Source organism: Trebonia kvetii, from assembly GCF_007827045.1.
In the GTDB taxonomy this organism is placed as follows: Bacteria; Actinomycetota; Actinomycetes; order Streptosporangiales; family Streptosporangiaceae; genus Trebonia; species Trebonia kvetii.
This window is the reverse complement of sequence record NZ_RPFW01000005.1, coordinates 94,367-121,325: the sequence shown is the minus strand read 5'-3', so window position 1 is coordinate 121,325 and position 26,959 is coordinate 94,367. Positions and strand designations below refer to the sequence as shown.

The window sequence follows — 26,959 nt, the reverse complement described above, 5'->3', positions numbered from 1 at the left end:
CAGCAGCCATCGCGGACTGGTCAGTTGTACGTAACCTCGACGTGGTCGGAGACGGGCAGCGACTGGCACGCCAGGATGTAGCCGTCCGCGAGGTCCTCCTCCTCGAGGACCTCGTTCCGCAGCATCTTGACCTCGCCGGCGAGCAGGCGGCAGGCGCAGGCGCTGCACGCGCCCTCGCGGCAGGAGAACGGCGCGTCGAGTCCGTTGGCGCGCAGCAGGTCGAGCAGGAGCGTCTGGGCCGGCCAGTCGAGGGTCCTGCGCTCGCCGTCAAGCTCGACGTCGACCGTCGCGCCCGCGCCCGCGTCAGCGCCTTCCCCCGCCTGTGCGGCGGGCTCCGGCAGGGCGAACGGGTCAGACTCGAGCGAGCGGAACTTCTCCGTCAGTACCCGTTCACCCGCCATCCCTGCCCGGGCGAGCGCTGCGGCGACGGCGTCCATGAACGGACCGGGTCCGCAGATCAGCGCCGCGTCCGCCGAGGCGAACGGTGCGCAGAGCCTGGCGAGCTGATCGACCGTGGGCAGGCCCTGCACGCTCTCGAGCAGGTGGATCACGAGCAGCCTGCCGGGGTGACCCGCGCTAAGCTTGCGAAGCTCGTCGGCGAAGATCACCGAGCGCTCGTCCCTGTTGGCGTAGATGAGCACGGCCCTCGTGCCCTGGCGCGCCATCCGGGCGCGCAGGATGGACATGATCGGCGTGATCCCGCTGCCGCCGGCTAGCAGCAGGAGATCCTCGTGCTCCTCCCGGGGCACGAAGGCGCCCGCGGGCAGCAGCACCTCGACCTCGCTGCCCGGCGTGAGCGAATCGCAGATCCAGTTCGACGCGAGCCCGTCCCTGACCCGCTTCACGGTGATGGTGGGCGGCCCGTCACCGGGCGCGCTTGACAGTGAGTAGCAGCGGGCCGCCCAGCCCCCGCCAGGCACCGGGACGCGCAGGGTGAGGAACTGCCCGGGAAGGTGGAGGAACCGGTCGGCAAGGTGGACGGGCACGTCGAAGGCGACGGACACGCTGTCGTGCGTCTCGCGGACGACACTGGCGACGCGCAGCCGGTGTACGGGCGACGATGGCATCAGTCCTGCACTCCAAGCACGCCGGCGCGGACCGCGTCCTCGATCGAGTCGCGCAGTTGCAGGCAGGTGGGGATGATGGCCGTGGCGGGCCGCCCGCTGACGGCGACTCGTTCCGCGAACTCCGGGCAGACCCGCGAGTCATCAGGCCACTGTACCGACGTGTGGGCGAGGCTGTACTTCTCCACGAGCACGGCCGTGCCGCACCGGCGGCAGGACAGCGGTTGCAACGGCGACGCTCCTTCCTGGGGCTTCCTTGTGCCGCGACATGGCATCGGGGTGACCGCGGGGGCACCGCGGTCACCCCGATCGGGCGGCAGGTCATCCGAGGGGGCTGACAGCCACGCCGTTCTGCCGCGCGAGGTTTTCCGCGACTTCCTTCTGCCAGAATTCGATGGCCCGCTCGGTGTCGAGCTCGAACTCGAAACGGTTGGTCATCTCCGGAGTTACGTCCTCGACGTCCACGTAGAACTGCTCGTACCAGCGGCGGAGCTGGTAGACGGGGCCGTCTTCCTCGCACAGCAGCGGGTTGTCGATCCTGGTCTTGTTCTTCCAGATCTCGACGTCCTGAAGGAATCCGACCTCGACCCCCTTCGCGGTCGCCGCGGCGATCTCGTTCGCCTCCTCATCGGGCCGGCCGGGGACCTTCTTCACGATGCAGCCCCACTGGAGCACGAAGCTGGTGGGCGTCACCGGGTAGTGGCAGTTGATCAGGACGGTCTCGGTGTCGATCAGGCCGTTCGACCCGTGCAGCCAGTCGATCATGTAGGACGGGCCGAAGTAGGAGGCGTCGGACTTGCCGACCCGCTCTTCCTCGCCCTCCGCCTTGGTGTAGTTCGAGCCGAACGAGATGTCGTCGCGTGCCTTCGAGTTCATGTACTGCGTGGCGATGTGCCCCTCGAAGACATTCTTGAAGTACACAGGGAATGCGTAGTGCACGTAGAAGAAGTGGGCCATGTCGACCACGTTGTCGACGATTTCCCGGCAGTTCGCGCCCTCGATCAGCACCGAGTTCCACGTCCAGTCCGACCACTCGTCGGAGAACGCCGCGTCGATCCTGGGGATCGTCACTTCCGGCGGCGGGGGATTGCCCTGCGGGTCGTGATAGACGAAGAGCTGCCTGTTCTCCTCAAGGACGGTCCACGCCCTCGTCCTGGCGCGCGGCGGCACCCGGCGGGCATAAGGGATGCTGGCGCAGCGGCCCGAGCCCGACCACCGCCAGTCGTGGAACGGGCAGGCGACCTCGTCGCCCTTCACCGTTCCCTGCGTGAGGTCGCCGCCCATGTGCGGACAGTAGCCGTTCAGCACGTTGAGCCGGCCGGCGCTGTCGGCGAACACCACCAGCTTGGTACCGAAGGCATGCACAGCGTGCGGTTTCCCGTCGCGGAAGCTGTCGGCGAGTCCCAGGCAGTGCCAGCCCCGCGCGTACCGGGCGGGCGGCGCGCCGGCGTCGATGACGCGTACGTCGTCATCTTCTGACGTCATCTTCTCCTCCACATCTGAAGCTGATCGGGCACGAGCCGCCGCCGGTCAGGCGGCCAGGCGAGACTGTCCCCGGCTTTCATACTGGAAAGCGCACCGCCGCCGGGAAAGCCTCGTTCCCACTCACTGGGCAGTTCCCGCGCCTTCGGCCGCCGTCGCCACCGCCGTGGCGGCGACCAGGGACTCCTCCACCACGGGCTCCGACCGGGTGCGGAACACCGTCACAAGCAGCAGCGAGCCGAATAGGGCCAGCCCTGTCATCAGGAACCAGCCGTCCTGGTATCCGGTGCCGGAGTAGATCGGAGTGCCCGCGAACACCGCGCGGACATTGGCCGCCAAGATCACGAACAGCGCGACCGGCATGCAAGCCGAGAGGCCGGTCTGGCAGATCTGCACGACGCTGGATGTGGATGCCTGCTCGTGGGCTGGGGTGTTAGCGATCACCATGTTGGGTGTGGACGCGTACCCGAGCCCGGAACCGAGCCCGACCACGCACGCCAGGATGATCAGCTCGGGGGCCGTAGAGTGCCAGAAGGCGAGGAACAGCGCGCCGACTGCCTGGATCAGCAGGCCTGTCGCCATCGTGATCCTGGGTGAGATCCGGCGCATGAGGAACCCGGTGAGGATTCCGCCCACCACCAGCGCGGCCGCGTTCGGCGCGCCGATCTCCGCGAAGCGGAACGGCGAGAAGCCGAGCCCGTAGTCGCCGCCCGCGAGCCGCGGGATCTCGGCCAGCAGCGGCAGCATGGTGGAGCTGAGGACCGTGACTCCGTAGGTGATACCGGACCCGACCGCAGCCCCGAGTATCGGTCGGCGGGAGATCAGGGAGATGTCGATGAGCGGCTCGCTCATGCGCCGCGCGGAGAGCCACCAAGCGGCGAGCAGCGCTAGCCCGGCCCCGATGAATCCCAGGGTTGAGCCGGACGACCAGCCCCACTGCTGGCCGAAACTCACCCCGACGAGCACCCCGGCCGCCCCTCCGCCGAGCAGCAGGAAGCCGAGCAGGTCGAGACGCGACTTCTTGCGCAACGGCGTTTCAGGCGTCGTCAGGTAGATGGCCGGGGCCATGACGGTGAGCCACAAGACATCGAACCAGAAGATCGAGCGCCAGCCCCACGTGTCGATCAGCCAGCCGTTCAGGAACGGAACAGGCACCGAGGCGACCCCTAGGCCCGCGGTGGCGATGCTCACCGCGAACGGCACCGTCCGGGGCGGGTAGACGTCGCGGATGAGCGAATAGCTGAGGAACATGCACGGGATCAGCGCGCCCTGCAGCGCCCGCCCGGCGATCAGGAGGCCGAAGGTCGGCGCGATCGCAGCGAGGATGGAGCCGATCCAGCCGACGGCGATCGTGGCCAGCAGGACCCGCCGCTTCCCGTACAGGTCGGCCAGCTTGCCGAGCAGCGGGCTTGACACCGCGCCGACGAGCAGTGAGCTAGTCAGCAGCCAGCCGCTCTGCGTGGTGTGGAAAGTGGTCATGATCTGTGGCAGCGCCGTGGCTACCTTTGCATAACTGAGGGAGACAATCTCCATCACCATGGTGATGAAGAACAGAGAGAGCGCGAGGCGGGCATCCCACCCGCGCGCTCTAGGAGCGGCAGTGCTGCCCTGGATGGTGCTCATCGTCGGACGCCTCCTAGGGGTGCGGCGGCCGCTTTTCCGGGGGCGGCCGCAGTCGTTGATGCACCGGACGGTAGACCGCGCATCCCTGGAGCGGCTTGGCTCAATCCCACCTAGTGAGAAGACTTCTCAAAACCTCCCGCCTACTGGGAGGTTTTGAAGGACTTGACGGCGCCACGCATGCGGGGCCAAGCGACGTGAGCGCGGGCAGGGAGCCGTGGGCGTCGTGACAGCCGGTGTGCCAGGCGCTAGCTGTGCCCTCGTGCAGTTCTACCCGGGCGCAAGGGGCGGCCGCGACTTCGATGGCCTTGCCTATCCCCAGTCGTCGGCCCAGCCCCACAGGCCGAATGGGAGCAGTGCCTGCGGGATGTCGTGTTCAAGTCCGAACTTCCCACGGTAGAACACCAGGGGGCGCCCGCCCGGTGCCGGTTCCAGTTCGCGGACAAGGCCGATCACCACGTCGTGATCGCCCGCGGCGTGGACATCCTGGACCTCCGCGTGGACCCGCAGGATCACGCCGGGCAGCGCGGGAGTGGACCAGCGGGACAGCGTCCAGTCCAGGCCATCGAACTTGCTGCCCGTCTTCGACCCGAATCGGGCACAGAGGGCGACCTGGTCCTCGCCGAGCACGTTCACGGTGAACCGGCCGGACCTTCTGATGCGCGGCCAGCTCCTGCTGCCCCGGTCGACGCAGAACAGGATCATCGGCGGGTCAAGTGACACCGACGAGAAGGCCTGGCAGGCGAAGCCCGCCGGCTCACCGTCGTCAAGGCCGGTGATGATCGTGACGCCGCTCGCGAACAGGCCGAGCGCGCGCCGCATCGCCTGAGGGGTCGGCGAGGCGATTGTGCCAGGCCGCTCAGAAGAGACAGGGCCCGCAGGCTCACCGGCCATGGGACTCACCGCTACCATTCCCCAAATGCTAGGAACAGGCCGCATTGGCCACGAGGGCGCTTCCCGCTGAGCGAGACAGGCTTCCTTGTCTCCCGCTGAGCGGGAAAGGCCAGTTCCAAGGTCCGTTATCAAACGCTAGCTTGGCCAGCGGCCATCATCGCGACGAACGGGACGGACGTATGCTCATAGAGCTGACCCATGACTCGACGGCACGGGAACTCACGACCGACCAGGGCGTTCTGCGCTACCATGAGGCCGGCGAGGGGCCTCCGCTGCTGCTCCTGCACGGCTCTGGTCCCGGGGTGACTGGCTGGCGGAACTTCCGCGGCAACCTGCCGGTCCTCGCGGAGCACTTCCGCTGCCTGATCCTCGAGTTCCCCGGATTCGGGGTCAGCCACCCGGCCGACGAGCACCCAATGGCCGCGGCGGTCAAGGCGGTCCCCCGCTTCCTCGACGGGCTCGGCCTGCAGCAGGTCGACATCATCGGCAACTCGATGGGCGGCTTCGCGGCGACCTCGGTGGCGATCGCCCACCCGGACCGGGTGCGGCGCCTGGTCACCATCGGCGGTATGGGCACGAACATCTTCAGCCCGTCGCCCGGTGAGGGCATCAAGCTGCTGAGCCAGTTCACTGACGAACCCAGCCGGGAGCGGCTGGTCCGCTGGCTGCACTCGATGGTGTACAACCCGGCACTGGTCACCGAGGAGATGATCGAGGAGCGCTGGGCGCTGGCCACGGACCCGGCGACGCTGGAGAGCGCCCGCCGGATGTACGGATCGGCGGCCATCGCGGCGATGGCCAGCGCTGCGCGGAACTCCGACGCGCCGCCCGGCTGGGCGATGTTGCACAAGGTCAAGGCGAGGACGCTGATCACCTGGGGCCGCGATGACCGGGTCAGCCCGGTGGACATGATGCTGCTGCCGATGCGCACGATCCCCGACGTGGAGGTGCACATCTTCCCTGACTGCGGCCACTGGGTGATGATCGAGCAGAAGGCCGCCTGGGAAAACGCTGTCCTGGCGTTCCTGACCAGGAAAGACCACGCTTAATGCTGGACGCAGAGCAGCGCTCGGCCGCCGCGGAACTGCTGTGGGCGGCGGAGCGGGACATGGCGCCGGTTGACCCGCTGACCGAGTCGTTCCCCGGCATCGACGTGGTGGACGCCTACGAGATCCAGCTGATCAACATCCGGCGCAAGGCCGCCGCGGGCGCCCGGGTGCGCGGGCACAAGGTCGGCCTGTCCTCCCCGGTGATGCAGCAGATGATGGGCGTCGACGAGCCGGACTACGGGCACCTGCTCGACGCGATGATCCTCGACCAGGACGCGCCGATCGCGGCGGGGGGGTACTGCTACCCGCGGATCGAGGTCGAGATCGGCTACGTGCTCGGGGCTCCCCTGCCGGGCGCGGGCTGCACCGAGGCGGATGTGCTGGCCGCGACCGAGTACATCGTGCCGAGCCTGGAGCTGATCGACAGCCGCATCAGGGACTGGCGGATCAAGCTGGCGGACACGATCGCCGACAACGCGTCCTCGGCCGGCGTCATCCTCGGCGAGGCATGGAAGACCCCGGCCGAGCTGGCGGCCGACGGCGTCGACCTGGCGGACATCGAGGCGGTGCTCTACCGCGGCGGCCCGGCTGACCCGCGCGGCACTGAGGTCGCCCGTGGCAACACGAGCGCGGTGCTCGGCAACCCGACCTGGTGCGTGGCCTGGCTGGCACGGAAGGTGGCCGGCTTCGGGGTGAAGCTCGAGGCCGGGCACCTTATTATCCCGGGGTCGTGCACCAGAGCGATCGACGCGACACCAGGCACCAGCTTCCGCGCCGAGTTCGCCGGGCTCGGCTCCGTGACCGCCGAGTTCAACTAGCCGGCTTCGAGCAACAGGGAAGACACCGTGACCAAGGCCACCGCCGCGATCGTCGGGTCGGGCAACATCGGCACCGACCTCATGTACAAGCTGCTCCGCTCGGACGTGATCGAGCCGCGCTGGATGATCGGCATCGACCCGGACAGCCCCGGGCTGAAGCGGGCAGCGGACCACGGCCTGACCGCCACCGCCGAGGGCGTGGACTGGCTGCTCGCCAACGAGCGCCCCGACCTGGTCTTCGAGGCCACCTCCGCCTACGTGCACCGGGAGAACGCGCCGAAGTACGCCGAGCGCGGCATCCAGGCCGTCGACCTCACGCCCGCCGCGCTCGGCCCGGCGGTGGTCCCCGCGGTCAACCTCGGCGAGCACACGAGCGCGCCCAACGTCAGCCTGATCACCTGCGGCGGCCAGGCGACCATCCCGATGGTCTACGCGGTATCCCGCATCGTCCCGGTGGAGTACGCGGAGATCGTCGCCAGCGTCGCGTCCCCGTCCGCGGGCCCCGGCACCAGGGCCAACATCGACGAGTTCACCAAGACCACCGCGCGGGGCGTGGAGACGATCGGCGGCGCGCAGCGCGGCAAGGCCATCATCATCCTGAACCCGGCCGAGCCGCCGATGCTGATGCAGGACACGATCTTCTGCGCGATCCCGGCCGACGCCGACAGGGACGCCATCGCCGCCTCCATCAAGGAGATCGCGGCCGACGTCGCCGCCTACGTGCCCGGCTACCGGCTGCGCACCGAGCCGCAGTTCGACGACCCCACGCCGATGAGCGGCGGTCGCGCCCGCGTCGCGGTGTTCGTCGAAGTGGAGGGCGCCGGGGACTTCCTGCCGCCGTACTCGGGCAACCTCGACATCATGACCGCCGCCGCCACCAGGGTCGGGGAAGGGTTCGCCACGCGGATCCTCGCCGCGCGCGCCTAAGCCGGACAGGAGACCCCATTCATGTCATACAGCGCAGACCTCGATGTCCGCGTCACCGACTCCTCACTGCGCGACGGCTCGCACGCCATCAGGCACCAGTTCACCATCGAGAACGTGCGGACCATCGTGGCCGCGCTCGACGGAGCCGGCGTGCCGGTCATCGAGGTGACGCACGGCGACGGCCTTGGCGGCTCCTCGTTCAACTACGGCTTCAGCGCCGTGCCCGACCAGGACCTGATCTCCACCGCCGTGGCGACCGCCAGGCAGGCCAAGATCGCGTTCCTGATGCTGCCGGGCCTTGGCATCACCGACGACATCCGCCAGGCGGCCGGCAACGGCGCCTCGGTCTGCCGGATCGCCACCCATTGCACCGAGGCCGACATCTCCATCCAGCACTTCAAGGTGGCCCGCAGCATCGGCCTCGAAACGGTCGGCTTCCTGATGATGGCACACAGCCAGCCCCCCGAGGTGCTCGCCAGGCAGGCGCGGATCATGGCCGACGCCGGCGCCCAGTGCGTCTACGTGGTGGACTCGGCAGGCTCGCTGATCATGGACGGGGTCAGCGAGCGGATCGCCGCGCTGGTCGCCGAGCTCGGCGACGACGCGCAGGTCGGCTTCCACGGCCACGAGAACCTCGGGCTCGGCGTGGCCAACTCGGTGCTCGCCGCCCGGGCGGGCGCCAAGCAGATCGACGGTTCCACCCGCCGCTTCGGCGCCGGGGCGGGCAACACGCCGGTCGAGGCGTTCGCCGCGGTCACCGAGCGGCTCGGCATCAAGACCGGCATCGACACCGTGAAGATCATCGACGCCGCCGAGGAAACCGTCGCGCCGGTCCTCGCGAGCAACCCGCCCGAACTGAACCGGCTCTCGCTCACCATGGGCTACGCCGGCGTGTACTCAAGCTTCCTCAAGCACGCGGAGATCCAGGCGAACAAGTACGGCGTGTCCGGCGCCGAGATCCTCATCGAGGCCGGCCGCCGCAAGCTCGTCGGCGGCCAGGAAGACCAGCTCATCGAGATCGCCGTCGGTCTCGCTGAGCGCAAGTAGCAAGCTCACCAAAAATCCAGAGCAACTCAATCACCCGCTACGGGTGCGCGCCGTGCCCTCGCCGCCACGCCCCAGGAAGGGGCCGAGCAAGAGGGCGCAGGCACGCACCCGTTCGGAATAGCAGCTGTTCATCCGCGATGCACGAGCTTCCCAGTCAGCGGGAAGCAGTCTCGCGGCCTCTCTGCCCGCGGCCTAGCGTCAAGACACTCCCACGTCGTGGGGCGGGCCCGCATCCCGCACTAGTAGCCCGGAGGTAGCGCGCATGGCGCACGAAGTTGTCCAGAAGGTAGCCGAGATCGCGCCGCAGCTCGCGGCGACCGCGGAGGAGACCGAGCGGCTTGGCAGGCTCACCGACGAGAGCGTCAAGCTCATGCGCGAGGCCGGGGTCATGCGGCTGCTGCAGCCAACAGATTTCGGCGGCTACGCGGCCCACCCGCGCGACTTCGCGGAAGCGGTGATGGCGGTTGCGGCCCACTGCGGGTCGACCGGGTGGGTATGCGGCGTGGGCGGGGTCCATCCCTGGGAAATGGCGCTGATGGACCGGAAGCTGCAGGAAGAAGTGTGGGGCGCCAATCCGGACACGTGGATCGCCTCACCCTACGCACCGCAGGGCGTCGCGACGCCGACCGATGGCGGGTACATCCTGCGCGGCCGGTGGAACTTCTCCTCGGGGACCGACCATTGTGACTGGATCTTCCTCGGCGCACTCGTCGGGGACGCGGACGGGAAGCCAGCCCAGCCGATGAAGGGGCTGCACGTCGTGCTGCCCCGCAAGGACTACACGATCGTGGATGAGTCCTGGGACGTCATCGGGCTGTGCGGCACCGGCAGCAAGGACATCATCGTCGACGGCGCGTTCATCCCGGAGTACCGGACCATCGACTCGATGGAGGTGGCGGAGGGCGAGATCGCCGCCGAGCGGGCCGGGCGGGCCGACACCGTCTACCGGCTGCCGTTCTGGGCGATGTTCCCGCTCGGCATCACCTCGGCCGTCATCGGCATCGCCGAGGGCGCACTGGCGGCGCACCTCGCCTACCAGCGTCCCCGGGTGTCCGCGATGGGCACCGCGATCAAGGACGACCCGTACGTTCTGTCGGCGATCGGCGAGGCCGCCGCGGAGATCCAGTCGTCGCGCATCCAGCTGATCGACGGAATCAGCCGGCTGTACGACCTGGCAGACTCCGGAAAGGAGATCACCTTCGCCGACCGCGCCATGCAGCGGCGCAACCAGGTCCGCTGCGCATGGCGGGCGGTGGCGGCGGTCGACGAGATCTTCGCCCGTTCCGGCGGCAACGCGGTGCGCAGGCAGAACGTGATGCAGCGGTTCTGGCGGGACGCGCACGTGGGACTGCAGCACGCCATCCATGCGCCAGGCGGCATCTATCACGCCACGGCGCTGACCGCCATGGGCATCGAGCCCGAGGGCATGCTGCGCGCCCTGATCTGACCGTCACCGCGATCTGAGAAAGGAACGACAATGACACTCATCAGCTCACTCGGCTACGTACGAGTCCGCGCTGCGGACATGGATGCGTGGCGGAAGTTCGCGTTCGAGACGATCGGCTTCGCCCAGGGCAGCGGCCCGGAACCGGGGGCCCTGTACCTGCGGATGGACGAGCGGCCCGGACGCATCATCCTGCTGCCAGGCGACGAGGACCGTGTCGACGCGGTCGGCTGGGAGGTCCGCGATCACCTCGCCCTGCGCCGGGTGCAGTCGGAACTCGACGGCGCGGGCGTGGCCGCGAAGCCGCTTTCGGCGGAGGAAGCCGAACTGCGCCGAGTCGAGGCGGGGATCGCCTTCGAGGCGCCCGGCGGCACGCCCACCGAGATCTTCTACGGACCGGCACTCGATCACACCCCGGTCGCGACGCCGTACAACAACCGGTTCGTCACCGGCAAGCTTGGCCTCGGGCACGTGGTCATCCCAGTCGGCGACCTCGACGGCGCTTACCAGTTCTACGGGGAGACGCTCGGCTTCCTGCCGCGCGGCGCGTTCCGGCTGCCGGCGCCGCCGGAGTACGGTCCGGTCCGCATGCGGTTCATGAGCCCCAACGCCCGCCACCACTCGCTCGCGTTCCTGCCGCTCCCCGACCCCAAGCCGCCGCTCCTTGTGCACATCATGGTCGAGTGCGAAACCCTGGACGAGGTCGGCCGGGCGCTCGACCGGGTGTACGCGGGGAATTACCACCTGTCCTCAACCCTCGGCCGGCATACCAACGACAAGATGGTCTCCTTCTACGTCCGCACCCCGGGCGGGTGGGACCTTGAGGTGGGCACCGACGGCATGGTGGTCGACGAGACCTACTACACCGCCGAGGAGATCACCGCGGACAGCTACTGGGGCCACAAGTGGGACTTCACCTGATCGACAGCCGCGGGCGTGATAGTGGGGAAAGGGCAGGAAGGCATGGGACAACTTGACGGCAAGGTCGCCCTGATCAGCGGCGGTGCGCGCGGAATGGGTGCCGAGCACGTAAGGCAGTTCATCGCCCAAGGTGCGCGGGTAGTATTCGGCGACGTCCGTGACGATGAGGGCAAGGCGCTGGCGGCTGAGGTTGGCTCGGACGGGCACTACTTGCATCACGATGTAACCAGTGAGGACGAGTGGGCCGCAGCGGTATCCGAAACCGTCTCTCGTTACGGCAGCCTCGATATTCTTGTTAACAATGCGGGTATCGTGCGGTTCGGCAAGATCATCGAGCAGGCGCCCGAGGAATTCAGGAAAATCCTGGACATCAACTTGTTCGGCTGCTGGCTCGGTATCCGGGCGGTGGCGGCGGTGATGTCCGACGGCGGCTCGATTGTCAACATCTCCTCCGTGGAGGGCTACGCTGGCGCGGCTGGCCTGTCGGCCTATTCCGCAAGCAAGTTTGCCCTCCGCGGCTTGACCAAGGTGGCCGCACGTGAACTCGGTCCGCGCAATATCCGGGTCAACTCGGTACATCCGGGCGGGATCGCGACTCCGATGAACACCGACATGGTGCCCGACCTGGACCCGGATCAGCCGTTCGTGCCGTGGCTGCCCATCCCCCGCTGGGGCCGGGCAGCCGAGGTAACGCGCGTTGTCATCTTCCTCGCTTCAGACGCTGCCAGTTACTGCACAGGCAGCGAAGTGCTCGTCGATGGCGGTCTGCTTACCGGCCCGGGTTACTGAACTACGGGCTGACCCCTGGTAACGCTACCGACAGGAGGAGCGAAATGACTACAGCGGAGCTGGGTGATCGCGCTGCCATCGTCGATGTCGTCAGCCGCTACACCTACAGCCTGGACGAGCGGGACTGGACACTGCTCGACCAGGTCTTCAGCGCCGACGCGGTCGGCCGCTACGGCGGGCCCGGCGGCCCGCCGTTGGAGGGGCGGGATGCGATAGTTGCGTTCATCCGCTCGTTCCTTGACGGATGCGGACCGACGCAGCACCTGCTGGGGAACCACATGGTTGAAGTTGCCGGGGAGGAGGCGACTGCCCGCTGCAAGGCCAGGGTGTATCACCACGGGGCCGGCGAACGAGCGGCCCTGACGCCCTACGAGTGCTTCGGCGTATACCGGGACCGGCTGCGCCGCACCGCAGAGGGGTGGCGGATCACCGAGCGAGTCTTCGACGTGCAGCTCGCCGTGGGCGACATCGCGATCCTGCAACCCGCCCCGGCCGCCACTGTGTGACCGAGGCTGCCGGCTGATGCCGCGTTGCCGTCACTCGTGACTCTTGTCTGCTGTCACTCGTGACTCTTGTCTGCTGTCTGCCAGGGCAACGGGTGCGCGACCTTGGCGCGCAGCACGCCCGCGATCTCCGCCAGCGCCTGACGGCCCCGGGCCAGGTGGTACATCTGCATGAGGAACCCGTGCCCGACGCCGGGGTAACGGGTCACGGTGGCCTGCACTCCGGCCTCCCACAGGCGACGCGCGTACCGTTCCGACCAGTCCCTGATCGGGTCGAGTTCCCCCACGGCGATGATCGCCGATGGCAGTCCGCTCAGGTCATCGGCGTAGGCCGGCACCTCGTCAGCGGTTGCCGGGCCTGGCTGACCGGCGCGCGCCAGGTCGTGCAGGTAGAAGACGTCGTCGCGGCTCAGCCCCGGGGCGTGGGCGAACTGGGACATGGACTCTGCCGCCATGTCCCGGTCAAGCCCGCCGTACATGAGCACCTGGCACAGCAGCCGCGGACCGCCGTGGTCACGGGCACGCAGGGCGACGAGCGCGGCGAGGGTGCCGCCGGCGCTGTCCCCGGCTACGGAGATGCGGTCGGGTGCGATGCCGAGGTCGGCGGCGTACTTGGCGGTCCATTCGGTCGCGGCGTAGGCGTCGTCGGCCTGCGCGGGCGGCGGGTATTCCGGGGCCAGATGGTAGTCGACGGCGACGACGCGGTGGCCGGTGTAAGCCGCGATGTTCCTGGCGAACGGCTCGAAGGAGTGGTTGCTCCCCATGACCATGCCGCCGCCGTGGAAGTACACGATCCCCGGCAGGACCGCGCCGGGGACCGGGCTGTAGACCCGCACTGGCAGGTCGCCGTGGTCGCAGGAGATCACGTGATCCGTCACCGACTCCATCGCGGGCATGCCCTGCGGGTGGGGAAGTGACTCCAGACCGGCCCGGACTGCGTCCAGGCCGGTTTCACGCATCGTCTTGGCGTTCCGTTGCCGGCTGCGGAGTTCCGCGAGCGCGGCCGCGTCGGGGTCGAGTGCGGGAACGTGCCGCTGTCGGGTCATCGGCCGGCCTGCCTCACACTTCCTGAGGTACGGCCACTATGTCCTCCACCGGCTCGCCGCCCAGGGCGGCCTGCCTTCCGTGGCGCATGGCCAGGGTCAGCAGGAGCCCGGCCACGCTGGTGCCGATCATCACGAGGAACGAAATGCGGAAGCCGTCGCTGTTGACGATGAACGCCGCCGCGGCGCCGCTGCCCACCGGAACCGTGTGGGCCGCGGTGATCGTTCCGATGATCGCCGTGGAAACGGCGTTCATGGTGCCGAGCGCCGTGTAGAGCATCGACGTGCCGACGCCCTGACTGTCTGCGGGAACAGCCTCGATGACAAGGTTATTCGCGGCCGCGTAGAGGAAGCCGAGGCCCACGCCTTGCAGTGCGGCGATGACGATGAATACCGCCGCACCGCTTGCCGATGTCGCCGCGATCAGGGACGGGACCAGCCCGCCGACGCCAGCGATGAGCAGCACAAGGCGGGGCGAGTACCGGCGGCTCATCCAGCCCGCCAGGAGGCCGGTGAGGGCACCCACCAAGCCGAACGGCAGGCCCGCGTAGATTCCGTACTGCCACGCCGACCAGCCGAGTCCCTGGTCGAGTACCCCGGGGATGCGAGGAATGCGCACGATTTCCGCGAGGGCGTTTGGTCCCACCTGGATGGCGAAGATCGTCACTGACGCCGCCAGCAGCGTGTACCACACCTTTGGCTTGCCGAGCAGCCGCAGGCTCATCAAGGGCTCGGCGGTGCGTCGTTCGACGGCCGCGAAGGCGATAAGGAGGACCGCGGCAACCGGGAAGGCGAACGGGATCGCCCAGTTGTAGACCACGCCGTACACGAGCACGGCGATGCCGACGCCGAGCAGCAGCCCGCCAGCGTAGTCGACCTTCCGCTTGATGCGCACCGGGCTTTCCGGAACTACGAAGAGCACGAGGAGGCCGGCCGCAACGTCGTAGATCAGCTCGAACCAGAACGCGCTGCGAAAGCCGTAGCTGTCGATGAGCCAGCCGCCGAGAAGCGGCCCCGCGAGCACCGCGATCCCGGTGCCCGCGCCGATCCAGCCGACCCCCAGGGGCACGAGACGGCGCGGGAGCAGGTCACGGACCAGCCCGTATCCGGCTACGTAGGCGACGACGAACGAGGACTGAAGCACCCGTCCGACGAGGAACAGCCAGTAGACGGGGGCCACCGCGCACAGCACCGAGCCGATGGCGAACAGGACGCTCACCACGAGGAGCATCTTCTTCTTGCCGTAGATGTCGCCGAGCTTACCGGTGATCGGCAGGAAGACCAGCGAAGCGACGAACACCACGGTCATGACCAGCAAGACCTGAGTGGTGTGGAAAGCGACGGCAATGTTCGGGAACGCACCGCCGATCAGCGTGAACTCGAAGTTCGCGTTACCGATCACCAAGGCGATCACACCGACAACCAGCATGTAGTACCTGGTCGGCCTCTCGGCCCGGGCCCGGACAGCTTCGTCCACTTAGTACCCCTCCTCCGTGACAGCAGGCCGAACACCTGCCCGATCAAGCACTTGCTTGTCTATCAAGCAAGCACTTGCTCAGTGTGTGATACGGGGTTAGCGTCGTCAATATCTCGGCGGCCGCAAATCGCGTGCCTTTTGCGCGGCCGACCGGGCCCGCCGGATCCATGTAGCAAGCGAAGGAAGTCGCCAATGACCACCGCCCAACGCCACCCGCTGACGCCTGTCGCCCCTCCGGAAGTAATCCCCGGCTTCTACACCCGGGACGAGGTGTCCGCTCTGTTCGGCACGGTCCGCCGCCACGCGCCCTGGCGGCTCGTGCTGGCGCATCACTTCACCAGCACCGAGGAGTACCTGGCAATCTCCGGCGGGCGCGACCGCAACTCAGGTGCCACGCTCGCGGACTTTACCGCGCCGGTATTCCGCGGCTACCTCGCCAAGGAAGGCATCGTCCTATTCGATGAACTGCACGACATCTACTTGAGCCGCAAGCTCCTCGACCCGGTACTGCGACTGCACGGCGCCAGATACGGCTTCGCCAGCCACATGCTCTTCAACATCTGCGGCCCGGCCCACAGCTTTGACGCCGGGCATTTCGACGGCGGCAACTGGCGCGGCATCTCCTCGGTCGGCTGCCCAGTCTGGCTCATGGGCGTGATGGCCAAGTCGGGCCTCTTCGACCCGTGGCTAGTCAAGACCGGCCAGGTCATCACTTACTTCTACGACTCCGATATCGACGGTGGCTTCACCTACTGGCCCGACGGCCCCGAAATGGCACCGCGCAGGCTGGCCCCGCCATTCCGGAACACCGCCGTGCTCAGCGACAACTCACGCATGTACCACCGACGCGAGGCCAGCGGACCGCGCGACCGCCGGGACCTGCCGGCGCTGGAGATGACCTCGCTGCTGCACGCCGACGGCGACGCCTGGTCCATCAGGAACGGGGAGACGGAGATTGCCCGCTTCGCCGGTAAGGACTCGCGGACCCTGTTCCACTACACGGCCCTTGTCTTCGATGACGCCTCCGACGTGAACCGCTACCTCGACCATACCGACGACCTCACGTACGAGAAGGTCTTCGACCTCCTGATCGCGGACCTGAAGGGACGCGGGAGCAAGTTCACCGAGCCATCCGACCCGATGACCAACCGCGCCTTCATCTCGCTGCTGACTGAAACGTACGCCATGGCACCGCGTCAGTACCCTGCCGAGGCGCCACTCGACGTGCACGCCGCGTAGGCACCGGCGACCAGCCATCCGTGGGCCGCACGGCGGGCCTCCCACGCTCCCAGTCACCGGGAAATCGCGTAATGGGACGGCCGCCGGCGGCGATCATGAGGACCATGAACGACGCCGCAGGGACATTCCCGTCAACCGTTGCCCGTGATTCTGTCGACCCGGTGCCGCTGACGACTGTCGGGGGATTCGACTATGAAACGGATGTCATCATCGTCGGGTTCGGCTGCGCTGGCGCGGCGGCCGCGCTGGAAGCGGCCGCCGCAGGCGCCGATGTACTCGTGCTCGAACGCCTTTCCGGACCCGGCGGGTCTTCCGCCCAGTCCGGCGGCGAAATCTACCTAGGCGGCGGTACACAGGTACAGAAGGCCTGCGGGTTCGAGGACAGCGCGGACGACATGTACGCCTACCTCCGAGCGGCGCTCGGTCCGCACGCGGACGAGGAGAAACTGCGGCTCTACTGCGACGAGAGCATCGAGCATTTCGAGTGGCTGCGCCGTCAGGGGATTTCCTTCCAGGAAACACTGTATGACGCACCGGGGTGGATGGCACCGACAACGGACGGCCTCATGTGGCTCGGCGAGAACGCATGGCCGTACGGCACCCTCGCCCGCCCCGCGCCCCGCGGGCACCGCCCGCCGGCCGAGAACTACGGGGGCTGGCTGCTCATGGAAAAGCTGGCGGCAGCCGTCGATGCGGGCGGCGCACGAACTCACACCGACACCCGCGCCGCCGCCCTGATCGCCGACGAGTCGGGGCAGGTGGCTGGTGTCACGGCACGGCACTTCGGCCAGGACCTGCGCTACCGCGCACGCAAGGGCGTCATCTTGACGACCGGAGGCTTTGTCGACAACGAGGAAATGCTCGCGGCCCACGCCCCGGTCCTGCTCGGACACGGCAAGGTCAGCGACGGCGGGGACGACGGCAGCGGCATCCGGATGGCCTGCGCGCTGGGCGCCGCCACGAGGCGGATGGGAATGGTGGAGGCGGCTCTCATCGCGCCGCCGTCCCTGGCCTACCACGGCATACTCGTTAACGCGCTGGGGCAGCGGTTCATCAATGAGGACGTGTATCCCGGCACATACAGCCACGCCGCGTTGCTGCACCAACCCGCGCCCTGGTGGGTGATCATCGACCAAGAGGGTTTCGAGGCGGCCGCCGCGACGGAAGCGCCAGGGTTGCAGCCGCAGCACGTGGCGGAGACAGCGGCAGAACTCGGGTCGGAGCTTGGCATGCCCGCCGGCGCACTCGAGACCACGATCGCGACCTACAACCAGGATGCGGCTCGAGCCGAGGACCGGTATTTCCACAAGAACGCGCGATGGCTCCGCGAACTCAACGGCCCCCTCGCCGCCGTCGACCCACGGGTCCTCGGCGTCGCGGCAGGCACCAAGACCGGGATCGCGGGGTTCACCCTTGGCGGCCTGCATACTACCGTGGACGGGGCGGTCATCCACGTATCCGGCCGGCCGATCCCGCGGCTCTACGCCGCGGGGCGGGCAGCGGCCGGCATCCACGGCGAAGGCTACGTCAGCGGGACGTCGCTCGGGGACGGCACGTTCTTCGGCCGCCGTGCGGGACGAGCCGCGGCCCGCTAAGCTTCGTTTCCGGCGCAGTGGGTGATGAAGGCGACGACTTCGCTATTGAACCGGGGCGCCTTCGGCCTGCTCGGCTATTACAGATAGAGCCTTTCGTTGACCTTGAGGCCGTGCTGCCGGCAGTGGCTCTCGTAGTGGTTGATGAACCAGAAGACATCGACAACCTCAATGACACGGTCCTCCTCGTCGAGGAACTCCAGCGGCCCGTTGAGCCAGAAGAACGTCTTCATGCCGTTCTCAGAGTAGAGCGTGTGCGTCCGTCCGGGGCTCTCCCGGACGAAGTCGCCAGCACGCCCCACCCAGTCGTAGTCCAGGTAGCGCCAGCTGCCCTCAAGGACGTAGCCGGAGACCGAGCCGCGGTGGCGGTGCCGGCCGAGCCTGCCGCCGGGCCTGAACCCACAGCAGTTCAAGCTGCTCGTACTGAAGGTGCCCCGGACGCTCATCGAGGCACGCTGCCCCTTTCCCCGGGACGCGACGGCGGCGGCGGTACGCGGGGACCACGGCGCGGGGGCACTCCTGTCGACGTTTTTCAGTGCTTTTCAGTGCCCTGACGCCCCAGCTGCCCGACCTGTCACCGGATGTGCTGCCACAGCTCGGAGGCATCGTGCTTGACCTGCTGGCCGCCGCGCTGTCGCAGCGACTTGGCACCGGCGTGCAGCCCGACGTGCCGCAGGCCGTCCAACTGGCCCGGGCGCGCCGTTACATCCTGGACCACATCGTCGACCCCGACCTGACGCCCGCGGCAGTGGCTCGCGCTCTGGGGGTATCGGTCCGCTATCTCTACCTGCTATTCCAATCAGAGAACAGCTCGCCGTTCCGCTGGATCCTTGAGCAGCGCCTCCACAGGGCCGCCCATCTGCTCGCCGATCCGCGCCAGGCCGGGCACAGCGTCGCCAGCATCGCGTTCAGCACCGGCTTCAAGGACGCCTAGGATTTCATCCGGGCTTTCAAGAACCGTTACGGCATGTCCCCTCGCGAGTACCGCAAGAGCAGCCCGCCGTAACCTCTGCCGGATGCACGCCCGGCCGTACGCGCCGCCCGTCCCGCTCTGCGCAACCCTACCCGGCGCGCCCACTGACGGCCCCGTCGCTCAGGCTTCGGCTGGGACGGTCACCGGAACTTCCACGTCGACCCAACCCCTCGCGGGCTGGTCGTCCGCGGCCGGAACGGAATCCCGCACCTGGACGAGTTCGACCTGGACGAAAAGCCGGTGCCCGCTGTCCTGGCCTGCCATCGACGGGTACTCCTGGCCGAAGGCTCAGGTGCGGGCCGCGGACATGCCGAGGCTGACCTCGAGGACGGCGCCGCTGGTACGGCCAGGGTCGGTCACCAGGTACATGACCGCCCGGGTCACGTCCTCCGGCTCGATCCACGGTTCTCCCATCGGGTTGGTCGCGGCCATCCGCGGTCGCACGTCATCCGCGGTCGGGTGCTCGATGTCCGGCGCGAACAAGGCGAATGTCCGGTCGTTGACCACCATCGGGGTGTTCACCGTGGTCGGGCAGACGACGTTGGCGGTAATGCCCTGCCTTGCCGTCTCGGCGGCCACGGTCTTGATTAGGCCGATCAGGCCCCACTTGGAGGCACCGTAGTGGCCGAGGTTGGGCATCCCGGACCGCCCCGCCCCTGAGGAGATCGCGACGATGCGGCCGTACCGCTGGCCGGCCATGTGCGGCAGCGCGGCCCTGATGCAGTGGAAGGCACCGGTGAGGTTGACCGCCAGGGTGTCCGACCATACCGCGTCGGGGATGTCGGCCACCTGATAGAAGCTGGTGATGCCGGCGTTGGCGATCAGGATGTCGAGCCGGCCATGCTGCCTGACGACGCGCTCAGTTAGGTCGCTGACGGCGGCGCCGTCACGGACGTCGGTGACCGACGCGGTCGCTCTGCCGCCCGCCTTCTCAATCATGGCCACCGTCTCGTCGAGATCCTCCCTGGTGGCCATCGGGTATGGCACCGAGGGGATCTGGGCCGCGATGTCGCAGACCACCACGGCCGCGCCCGCAGCGGCGAGCGCGAGCGCGTGCGAGCGGCCCTGCCCGCGTGCCCCGCCGGTCACCAGCGCGACCTTGCCCTCAAGTTCGCTCACGGCATGCCGTCCTTTCCTTCGTTTCCCTCGGTCACAGTCCGTATATGCGGCGCGCGGTGCCCGCGAACAGCGCCCCCCGCTCGGCAGGCGACTCGGCGACGACGATCTGGTTCGTGCCGTACAGCTCGTCAAAGCTGCCGAACAGCTTGTCGACGGGGAAGTTGCTCGCGCACATGGCGCGATCCGCGCCTGACGCGCTGCTGCACCCTCGATCCAGGGCCGCTGCACGTAATGCGCGAGCGGAACGTCCGGTGACCGGTCGTAAGTCCGACGCGGGCAGCGGCTTGGCCGCCTTGACGGTCAGCGGTCGGCCGTCCAGGGTCAGCTCGCCCGGTCCGGGCTTTGTGCAGATCAGCTCGATGGTGCCGTCATCATCGGAGTACCGCTTCCCGGTCAGTATTCCCTCCCCCCGCGGGCCGCCGACCTCGGCCCGCGCTGGCGGTGCGCCCTCGACCATCGGTGCGCCACCGCACCGCAGGTCCGCGTCCGCCGCAGGTGCCCGCACGACGATCAGCTGAGCATCCGACACCGTGCTGCTCAGCTTCAGCCCGGGTCGCAGTTTCATCTCGGTTCCTCCTCATCTCGGTTTCGGCGATTCCCAGGTTCCGCTGGCGGCCGGCCCATTGCTGGCCGCTAACCGAGCCGCCGGTTGCGATCAGCCATGTCCGAACTGCCCGTCGACGACCAGTGACGGCGCGATGAACGCGAACTCGCTGCCCGACGCGTGCGGCGCGCGGCTGACCGCCGTTGAAACAAGCGCTTGGTCGACAGCCGCTAGGGTAAGTGACCCAGATCACGCCAGTCAAGATCGCCCGATCCCGGCATGGCACAAACGTGTCGGGGCGCCACTTCCCGGTGACACGAGAAGAGCGGGACACTAGACCAAGCGCTTGTTTGGTGCTTACGATTTATTCCGGCCACAGCTCAGCACCGGTCCTGGAAGATCTAGCTTTTGGAGAACTTTGATGAGCACGACCGAACGCGTGGACGCGGTCATCGTCGGGGCCGGCGTCGCCGGCATGTATGCGATCTACAAGCTGAGGTCGACCGGCCTGAGCGTCCGCTGCTTCGAGGCGGGGGCCGGCGTCGGCGGAACCTGGTACTGGAACCGGTACCCGGGCTGCCGGTGCGATGTCGAGAGCGTCGATTACTCCTTCTCCTTCGACCCCGACCTTGAGCAGGAATGGGACTGGAGCGAGCGGTACGCGACGCAGCCCGAGATCGTGCGGTACCTGAACCACGTCGCGGACCGCCACGACCTGCGAAGCTCGATCACGTTCGGCACGCGGGTCACGTCGGCGGAATTCGACGCGAACGCGGCCCGGTGGCTGATCCGCACGGACTCGGGCGAGGAGGTGTCGGCCCGGTTCTGCGTGCTCGCCACCGGGTCGCTGTCCGCCGCAACGGTGCCCGCTATCCCGGGCCTGGCCGAGTTCACCGGTCGCTGGCACCACACCGCCCGGTGGCCCCGCGACGGGATCGACTTCACCGGACGCCGGGTGGGAGTCATCGGAACCGGATCCTCCGGCATCCAGTCCAGCCCGGAGATCGCGCGCGCGGCCGCCCACCTGTACGTGTTTCAGCGCAGCGCCAACTTCTCGGTTCCGGCGAGCAACGCCCCGCTCACCGCGCAGACCCGGGCCGAGGTCAAGGCGACCTACGCCGAGCGGCGGCGCCGGTGCCGTGAGAACGGCGGCGGATCGCTGCACGAGCCCTACCCGCGCAACACCCTGGCGGTCTCCAAGGAGGAGCGGTGGGCCGCCTACGAGCGGCTGTGGAACAGGGGCGGGGTGCTGTTCAGCAAGACCTTCCCCGACCAGCTCACCGACCGGGCAGCCAACGACGAGGCGGTCAAGTTCTTCACCGAGAAGGTCAGGGCGACGGTCAGAGACCCGGAGGTCGCACGGATGCTCATTCCAACCGACCATCCGATCGGGGCGAAGCGGATCTGCACTGACTCCGACTACTATGCCACCTTTAACCGGGACAACGTGACCCTGGTGGACATCCGGTCGGCCCCCATCGAGCGGATCACGCCCACGGGCATCCGGACCGCAGACGCCGAGTACCGGCTGGACGACATCGTGTTCGCCACCGGCTTCGACGCGATGACCGGGGCGCTGGCAAGGATCGACATCCGGGGCCGCGACGGCCGGGCGCTGCGCGACGCCTGGTCCGCCGGTCCCCGCACGTACCTGGGCCTGTCCGTGGCAGGGTTCCCGAACATGTTCATCGTCACCGGGCCCGGCAGCCCGTCGGTGCTCGTCAACATGATCCTCGCCGCCGAGCAGCACGTCGACTGGATCGCCGACGCCATCGGCCATCTCCGGAAGGCCGGCATGCCCACGATCGAGGCGACGGCCGACGCGCAGGAAAGCTGGGTCGAGCACTGCAACGAGGTCGCGGACAGGACCCTGCTGCCGCTGGCGAACTCCTGGTGGGTCGGCGCCAACATCCCCGGCAAGCCGCGCGTCTTCATGCCGTTCGCCGGCGGATTCGGCGCCTATCGCCAGATCTGCGCGGACGTGGCCGCCGACGGCTACCGGGGCTTCCGCCTGGCGGCGGCGTGAGCGCGGGAGGCACGGTGGGGGCACACGGCACGGGCACGCTGACCGGCAAGGTCGCGCTGATCACCGGAGCGGCCCGCGGGCAGGGCCGCAGTCACGCGGTGCGGCTGGCGTCCGCGGGCGCGGACGTCATCGCGGTGGACATCTGCCGGCAGATCGAGACCGTCGGTTACCCGATGTCGACCCCCGAGGACCTGCGGGAGACGGTGGCCGCGGTCGAGGCCCTGGGCCGCAGGATCATCGCCACCGAGGCCGACGTGCGCGACGCAGACGCACTCCGCGCGGCGGTGACCGACGGGGCGACGGCGCTCGGCGGCCTCGACATCGTGCTCGCGAACGCGGGCATCGCGCCGGGAGGGGGAGCCCGCGATCAGCCCGAAGAGTCGTTCCGCGACATCGTTGAGGTCAACCTGTTCGGCGTGTGGAACACCGTGCACGCGGCGGCGCCGCTGCTCATCGAGCAGGGCCGCGGCGGCGCCATCGTGCTGACCAGCTCCACGCAGGGACTGACCGGGCGGGGGGGCTCGGGCGACGCCGGGCTTGAGGGATACTGCGCGAGCAAGCACGGGGTGGTTGGCCTGATGCGCGCCTTCGCGCACTGGCTGGCGCCCTACCGCATCCGGGTGAACACGGTCCACCCGACAGGGGTCAACACCCCCATGATCATGAACCGGGGCCTGGAGCGGCACATGGCGGAGAACCCCGCGCTCGCCGCCGCCATGTCCAATCTGATGCCGGTGCCAGTGATCGAGTCGATCGATGTCAGCAACGCCATTGCCTGGCTGGTCTCCGACCAGGCCCGCTATGTCACGGGCGTCACCCTGCCCGTCGACGCGGGCTTCGTGATCAAGTGATGCCAGATAGCAGGGCAGCGCACCGTCCGGAAGTCAGACGAAAGCAGGTCCGTTCATGTTCTCCAATCATGCGTTCTTCTCGTTCATACGCCTAACCGACTCCAAGCATTATCGCGACTACAACGAATGGCACCAGCTCGACCACCGGCCAGAGAACCTGCTGCTGCCGGGGGTGGCCTGGGGTGACCGCTGGGCGCTGACCGCCGACTGCGCCGAGCTGGCCGTCACGCCGGCCGCCGAATACTCGGCGCTTGACTTCATCGCCATGTACTGGTTCAACGATCCCGTCGAGCAGAGCGTCGCGGAGTGGCATGAACTCGGGGAGCGATCGTTCCAGTGGGGGCGCCGACCTGAGCTGAACTACGTCGAGCGGCCGTTTGTCGGGTTCTTCTCCCCGGTGAAGGGATACGTGACTCCACGGGTGCTGGTGTCGGCGGACGCGCTCCCGTTCCGGCCGAACCGGGGTGTCCGGGTGACGCTCAGCCGGGTGCGGGATACCCACAGCCTCGACGCCGAGCAGGCGTACCGCTGGCACGACACCGTCGCGATGCCCGCGCTCCTTGACATTTCCGGCGTGGCGGGCGGCTGGACATTCTCGTTCCTGCACAAGCAGCGGCACGCCACCGTGCCGGGCGAACTGCCCGACTTCGAGCCTGGCTCGCTGCGCCTGCGGCTGCTGTACCTGGACGAGGACCCAGTGCAGGTCGAGCAGGAGATCCGCCGTCAGGAGACGGAGTGGGCGGACGCCGGCGTCCCCGGCCCGGCCGAGGAAGTACTGCTGTCAACCCCGCTCCGCACGATCATCCCCTGGCAGGACTGGTAGAGATGACAGCAACGGATCTCTCGCAATACGGCCCCTGGGCGGTCGTCACCGGCGGCTCTGAGGGCGTCGGCGCGGCGTTCTCCCGGCAGCTCGCCGAGGCCGGCTTCAATCTCGTGCTAGCCGCGCGCAAGCCCGGCCCGCTGGAAGAGACCGCGGCCGCGTGCCGCGGCTACGGGACCGAGGTACGGACGGTCGAGGCCGACCTGACCGACCCCGACGGCCTCGCGCGGATTGTCGACGCGGCGGACGGCCTCGAGGTCGGGCTCCTGGTCCAGAACGCGGGGGCCAACACCCACAGCCGGCCGTTCCTCGACGGCGACCTGGCCGCCTTCCGCCGGGTGATCGACCTGAACATCACCGCCACCCTCGGCCTGGTGCACCACTTCGGCCAGCCGATGCGGGAACGCGGCCGGGGCGGCATCCTGCTCACCGGATCGATCTCCTCGCACTATGGCGCACAGCGGCTGTCGGTGTACAACGCCTGCAAGGCGTTCGTCCGGATCTTCAGCGAGGCCCTGTGGGTGGAGCTGCGCGAGCACGGGGTGCAGGTGCTCGCGCTGGAACTCGGCGTGACCAGGACGCCGGCGATGGCACGGATCGGCCTCAATTTCGACACGCCAGGCTTCGTCGTCGGGGAGCCTGAGGACGTGGCCCGCGAGGGCCTCGCTCACCTGCCGGACGGCCCGGTTCACGTGGTCAGCGGCAACGCGGCGCAGGTCGCCCAGGCCGATCAGCCGGACCGCGCGGCGGTGGTGCTCGGTGCGTACGAGCGGACCCGCCAGCTGCTGAGCCGGTAACCGCGGCCAGCGACTGGCGGGTCGACTGCCCGCTGAGCGGGAAACTGTGCTACCCGGCACCGCACCCGGCGGTTACGGTCACCGGTAGCCAGCTAACCAGGGAGGTGGACCATGGCCGGGCAAGCCGGGAGCGAAACGGTCGACATCGTCGTGGCGGGAGCCGGCGCGGCCGGATGCGCTGCGGCGATCGCGGCGCATGACGAGGGTGCCAGCGTCCTGCTGCTTGAGAAAATGCCGACAGAAGAGGCCGGGGGGAATACGAGAGTGTCCGGCGGCGCGTGGTTCGATAACCGCGACGCCGAGCGGGCCGCCGTCTACCTCCGTAGCCTGTGCGGCGACCGGCCGCTCCCGGAGACTGTCGTGCGCACCTGGGCACGGGAGACCCGCCACGTCTCCTCGTGGATCGAGAGCCTCGGCGCCGTCGTCGCGCCGAACGGCGACTACAAGCCGGAGTACCCCGAGCTCGACGGCAGTGACTGCTACGGAGGTTACCGGTGTGTCGACGGTGAGCTAGGCGCGGGACGGCTCTACGACGTTCTCTCCAAGGCGGTGGGCAAGCGCGATATCGACGTGCGGTACGACACCCCTGCCCGCAGGCTGGTGCGGTCTCCGGAGACCGGGGCGGTGACCGGGATCGTAGCGGGACATGACGCTGAACAGCAGATCACCGCGCGTGGCGGCGTCATCCTGGCCACCGGCGGCTTCGAGGCCGACCCCGAGATGGTCCGCACGTACCTCGGGCTCGCGGACCCGCCGCTTTGGGGCAGCCTGGCCGCGACCGGCGACGGCCACCGGATGGCAATGCGGGCCGGCGCGGACCTCTGGCACATGGACAATATGATGGCTGTGAACGGCGTGGCCCCTCCAGGTTCCCGGCACGGCTTCTTCGCCATGTTCATCTACGCGAGCGGTTTCCTCTGGGTGGCACCGGACGGCACCCGGTTCGTCAACGAGACCCCGCAGACCGGGCACGGCCAGGCGCGCCTGCACGGCTCCTACGAGCTGTTCCCGCGACTGCCGATGCACGTCATCTTCGATGAGCGGACCCGGCTGGCCGGACCCATCAGCCCGGACGCGGACGTGATGGCCGTGGGGTGGCAGGTACTCATGAACGGGTACCGGTGGAGTGCCGACAACACTGCGGAGATCGCCTCCGGCTGGATCCACCGGGCAGATACCCCGGCCGCGCTTGCTGCCGCGCTCGGGGTCCCCGCGGACCAGCTCACGGCGACCATCGACCGGTACAACGCTGCGTGCGCGGCCGGCCGGGACGACGCGTTCGGCCGCCCGGCGAAGACTCTCGTCCCGGTCGACCAGCCGCCGTTCTACGCGTACACGGCCAAGCCGATGCTGGCGTGGACCAATGGCGGGCCGCGCCGCGACGAGCACGCGCGCGTGCTCGATCCCGACGGAGCGGCGATTGCCGGGCTATACGCCGCGGGCACGGTGAGCTCGACCTACAGCTGGTGCAAGGACGGCGGGTTCCACATCGCCGACGCGATCGCGTTTGGCCGTATCGCCGGCCGCCACGCGGCGAACCGTCGTTCCGAGTTATCACCGCATTCTCAGAGGCCACCGCGCTCGGAGCCGAAGGCGTCAGAGGAAGGCGCCACCGAGTCATCGACGTCGGCTCCCGCAACATGCGGGCGCAGCCGCCGCACGGTGCGTGCACTGGCGGCCGGCACAAGGAGCCGACCCCTCCAGTGTCTCCGAGGTCGCCGCCGCCTACCGGCACGGGCCCGCCGACCCTCGGGCCCGGACCACAGCCGAGATCCACGCCCTGTTCGCCGGATCGAATCTCCGTGACGACCCGCCCGGCCACGCAGACGTACGCCAATGGGCCGGATTGCCCGCCACCAGCCGCCCCGTCGGCCTGTACATGCCTGCGGGAACGGCCATCAAGCCCTAGAAGCCAGG

General features: G+C 68.6%; 27 protein-coding genes and 1 pseudogene. 17 read left to right on the top strand and 11 right to left on the bottom strand.

Annotation, left to right across the window (positions count from 1 at the left end):
* Positions 1-20: 20 nt before the first annotated feature.
* From EAS64_RS25560 to EAS64_RS25540, 5 genes are all read right to left on the bottom strand, one after another.
* Positions 21-1,067: a ferredoxin--NADP reductase gene (locus EAS64_RS25560; protein ID WP_145856976.1), complete on the bottom strand. Its 1,047-nt coding sequence runs from the start codon at positions 1,065-1,067 to the stop codon at positions 21-23.
* Positions 1,067-1,294 (bottom strand): hypothetical protein, encoded by a 228-nt coding sequence (locus EAS64_RS25555; RefSeq protein ID WP_145856973.1) that lies wholly within the window; start codon positions 1,292-1,294, stop codon positions 1,067-1,069. The genes EAS64_RS25560 and EAS64_RS25555 overlap by 1 nt, the downstream gene beginning before the upstream one ends.
* 91 nt (positions 1,295-1,385) lie before the next feature.
* Positions 1,386-2,549: a 3-ketosteroid-9-alpha-monooxygenase, oxygenase component gene (locus EAS64_RS25550; protein WP_145856971.1), complete on the bottom strand. Its 1,164-nt coding sequence runs from the start codon at positions 2,547-2,549 to the stop codon at positions 1,386-1,388.
* Between the two features lie 120 nt (positions 2,550-2,669).
* Entirely contained in the window at positions 2,670-4,169 is a 1,500-nt protein-coding gene (locus EAS64_RS25545) for an MFS transporter (RefSeq protein ID WP_145856968.1), read from the bottom strand.
* Between the two features lie 309 nt (positions 4,170-4,478).
* Complete coding sequence (locus EAS64_RS25540) at positions 4,479-5,060, bottom strand: flavin reductase family protein (protein WP_145856966.1); 582 nt, start codon at positions 5,058-5,060, stop codon at positions 4,479-4,481.
* A gap of 179 nt (positions 5,061-5,239) precedes the next feature.
* On the opposite strand from EAS64_RS25540, the gene EAS64_RS25535 reads away from it, so the two are divergent.
* The 8 genes from EAS64_RS25535 to EAS64_RS25500 all read left to right on the top strand — a co-directional run bounded on the left by EAS64_RS25535 (position 5,240) and on the right by EAS64_RS25500 (position 12,561).
* Positions 5,240-6,109, top strand: coding sequence for an alpha/beta fold hydrolase (locus EAS64_RS25535; RefSeq protein WP_145856964.1), 870 nt, complete (start codon positions 5,240-5,242; stop codon positions 6,107-6,109).
* Positions 6,109-6,927, top strand: coding sequence for a 2-keto-4-pentenoate hydratase (locus EAS64_RS25530; RefSeq protein WP_145856963.1), 819 nt, complete (start codon positions 6,109-6,111; stop codon positions 6,925-6,927). The genes EAS64_RS25535 and EAS64_RS25530 overlap by 1 nt, the downstream gene beginning before the upstream one ends.
* A gap of 27 nt (positions 6,928-6,954) precedes the next feature.
* A complete protein-coding gene (locus EAS64_RS25525; RefSeq protein ID WP_145856960.1) occupies positions 6,955-7,854 on the top strand; it encodes an acetaldehyde dehydrogenase (acetylating) in 900 nt (299 codons plus the stop codon).
* Between the two features lie 21 nt (positions 7,855-7,875).
* Entirely contained in the window at positions 7,876-8,901 is a 1,026-nt protein-coding gene (gene dmpG, locus EAS64_RS25520) for a 4-hydroxy-2-oxovalerate aldolase (RefSeq protein WP_145856958.1), read from the top strand.
* A 262-nt stretch (positions 8,902-9,163) separates the two neighbouring features.
* Positions 9,164-10,348, top strand: coding sequence for an acyl-CoA dehydrogenase family protein (locus EAS64_RS25515; protein ID WP_145856956.1), 1,185 nt, complete (start codon positions 9,164-9,166; stop codon positions 10,346-10,348).
* A 30-nt stretch (positions 10,349-10,378) separates the two neighbouring features.
* Positions 10,379-11,266 (top strand): VOC family protein, encoded by an 888-nt coding sequence (locus EAS64_RS25510; RefSeq protein ID WP_145856955.1) that lies wholly within the window; start codon positions 10,379-10,381, stop codon positions 11,264-11,266.
* 42 nt (positions 11,267-11,308) lie between these two features.
* Positions 11,309-12,055 (top strand): SDR family NAD(P)-dependent oxidoreductase, encoded by a 747-nt coding sequence (locus EAS64_RS25505; protein ID WP_145856953.1) that lies wholly within the window; start codon positions 11,309-11,311, stop codon positions 12,053-12,055.
* A 44-nt stretch (positions 12,056-12,099) separates the two neighbouring features.
* Positions 12,100-12,561 (top strand): nuclear transport factor 2 family protein, encoded by a 462-nt coding sequence (locus EAS64_RS25500; protein WP_145856951.1) that lies wholly within the window; start codon positions 12,100-12,102, stop codon positions 12,559-12,561.
* 53 nt (positions 12,562-12,614) lie between these two features.
* Here EAS64_RS25500 and EAS64_RS25495 read toward each other — a convergent pair whose 3' ends face one another.
* Both EAS64_RS25495 and EAS64_RS25490 read right to left on the bottom strand, forming a co-directional pair.
* Positions 12,615-13,604 (bottom strand): alpha/beta hydrolase, encoded by a 990-nt coding sequence (locus EAS64_RS25495; RefSeq protein ID WP_145856949.1) that lies wholly within the window; start codon positions 13,602-13,604, stop codon positions 12,615-12,617.
* Positions 13,605-13,617: 13 nt separating this feature from the next.
* Positions 13,618-15,078, bottom strand: coding sequence for an MFS transporter (locus tag EAS64_RS25490; protein WP_145856947.1), 1,461 nt, complete (start codon positions 15,076-15,078; stop codon positions 13,618-13,620).
* Between the two features lie 192 nt (positions 15,079-15,270).
* Here EAS64_RS25490 and EAS64_RS25485 point away from each other — a divergent pair, with 192 nt between their 5' ends.
* Complete coding sequence (locus EAS64_RS25485) at positions 15,271-16,317, top strand: hypothetical protein (protein WP_145856945.1); 1,047 nt, start codon at positions 15,271-15,273, stop codon at positions 16,315-16,317.
* Between the two features lie 104 nt (positions 16,318-16,421).
* Positions 16,422-17,912, top strand: a complete 1,491-nt coding sequence (locus tag EAS64_RS25480) for an FAD-dependent oxidoreductase (RefSeq protein ID WP_145856943.1) — start codon at positions 16,422-16,424, stop codon at positions 17,910-17,912.
* Positions 17,913-17,989: 77 nt separating this feature from the next.
* Here the strand turns inward: EAS64_RS25480 and EAS64_RS25475 are convergent, their stop codons facing one another.
* On the bottom strand, positions 17,990-18,355 hold the full coding sequence (locus EAS64_RS25475; RefSeq protein WP_145856941.1) for a 2,4'-dihydroxyacetophenone dioxygenase family protein: 366 nt from the start codon (positions 18,353-18,355) through the stop codon (positions 17,990-17,992).
* Positions 18,356-18,444: 89 nt separating this feature from the next.
* Between EAS64_RS25475 and EAS64_RS25470 the strand changes: the two genes are divergently transcribed.
* Together EAS64_RS25470 and EAS64_RS47590 are read left to right on the top strand one after the other, a co-directional pair.
* On the top strand, positions 18,445-18,843 hold the full coding sequence (locus EAS64_RS25470; RefSeq protein WP_145856939.1) for a helix-turn-helix domain-containing protein: 399 nt from the start codon (positions 18,445-18,447) through the stop codon (positions 18,841-18,843).
* Between the two features lie 3 nt (positions 18,844-18,846).
* Positions 18,847-18,915 (top strand): annotated as a pseudogene (locus EAS64_RS47590) (AraC family transcriptional regulator); the annotation flags it as partial.
* Between the two features lie 87 nt (positions 18,916-19,002).
* Here the strand turns inward: EAS64_RS47590 and EAS64_RS43820 are convergent.
* Genes EAS64_RS43820 through EAS64_RS45025 form a run of 3 tightly spaced genes read right to left on the bottom strand, consistent with a single transcriptional unit; the run spans position 19,003 to position 20,566 of the window.
* Positions 19,003-19,146, bottom strand: coding sequence for a hypothetical protein (locus EAS64_RS43820; RefSeq protein WP_187366171.1), 144 nt, complete (start codon positions 19,144-19,146; stop codon positions 19,003-19,005).
* Positions 19,147-19,170: 24 nt separating this feature from the next.
* The gene (locus EAS64_RS25465) at positions 19,171-20,001 is read right to left on the bottom strand and encodes a mycofactocin-coupled SDR family oxidoreductase (protein WP_145856937.1); all 831 of its coding nucleotides are present in this window, start codon (positions 19,999-20,001) and stop codon (positions 19,171-19,173) included.
* 31 nt (positions 20,002-20,032) lie between these two features.
* Positions 20,033-20,566, bottom strand: a complete 534-nt coding sequence (locus tag EAS64_RS45025; RefSeq protein WP_222849600.1) for a hypothetical protein — start codon at positions 20,564-20,566, stop codon at positions 20,033-20,035.
* 400 nt (positions 20,567-20,966) lie between these two features.
* On the opposite strand from EAS64_RS45025, the gene EAS64_RS25455 reads away from it, so the two are divergent.
* The 5 genes from EAS64_RS25455 to EAS64_RS25435 all read left to right on the top strand — a co-directional run bounded on the left by EAS64_RS25455 (position 20,967) and on the right by EAS64_RS25435 (position 26,848).
* Positions 20,967-22,571 (top strand): flavin-containing monooxygenase, encoded by a 1,605-nt coding sequence (locus tag EAS64_RS25455; protein WP_145856935.1) that lies wholly within the window; start codon positions 20,967-20,969, stop codon positions 22,569-22,571.
* Between the two features lie 14 nt (positions 22,572-22,585).
* The gene (locus tag EAS64_RS25450) at positions 22,586-23,422 is read left to right on the top strand and encodes a mycofactocin-coupled SDR family oxidoreductase (protein WP_145856933.1); all 837 of its coding nucleotides are present in this window, start codon (positions 22,586-22,588) and stop codon (positions 23,420-23,422) included.
* A 55-nt stretch (positions 23,423-23,477) separates the two neighbouring features.
* Entirely contained in the window at positions 23,478-24,245 is a 768-nt protein-coding gene (locus EAS64_RS25445; protein ID WP_145856931.1) for a hypothetical protein, read from the top strand.
* A gap of 2 nt (positions 24,246-24,247) precedes the next feature.
* Entirely contained in the window at positions 24,248-25,042 is a 795-nt protein-coding gene (locus tag EAS64_RS25440; RefSeq protein ID WP_145856929.1) for an SDR family NAD(P)-dependent oxidoreductase, read from the top strand.
* Positions 25,043-25,153: 111 nt separating this feature from the next.
* Entirely contained in the window at positions 25,154-26,848 is a 1,695-nt protein-coding gene (locus tag EAS64_RS25435) for an FAD-dependent oxidoreductase (RefSeq protein WP_145856927.1), read from the top strand.
* Positions 26,849-26,959: the final 111 nt, after the last annotated feature.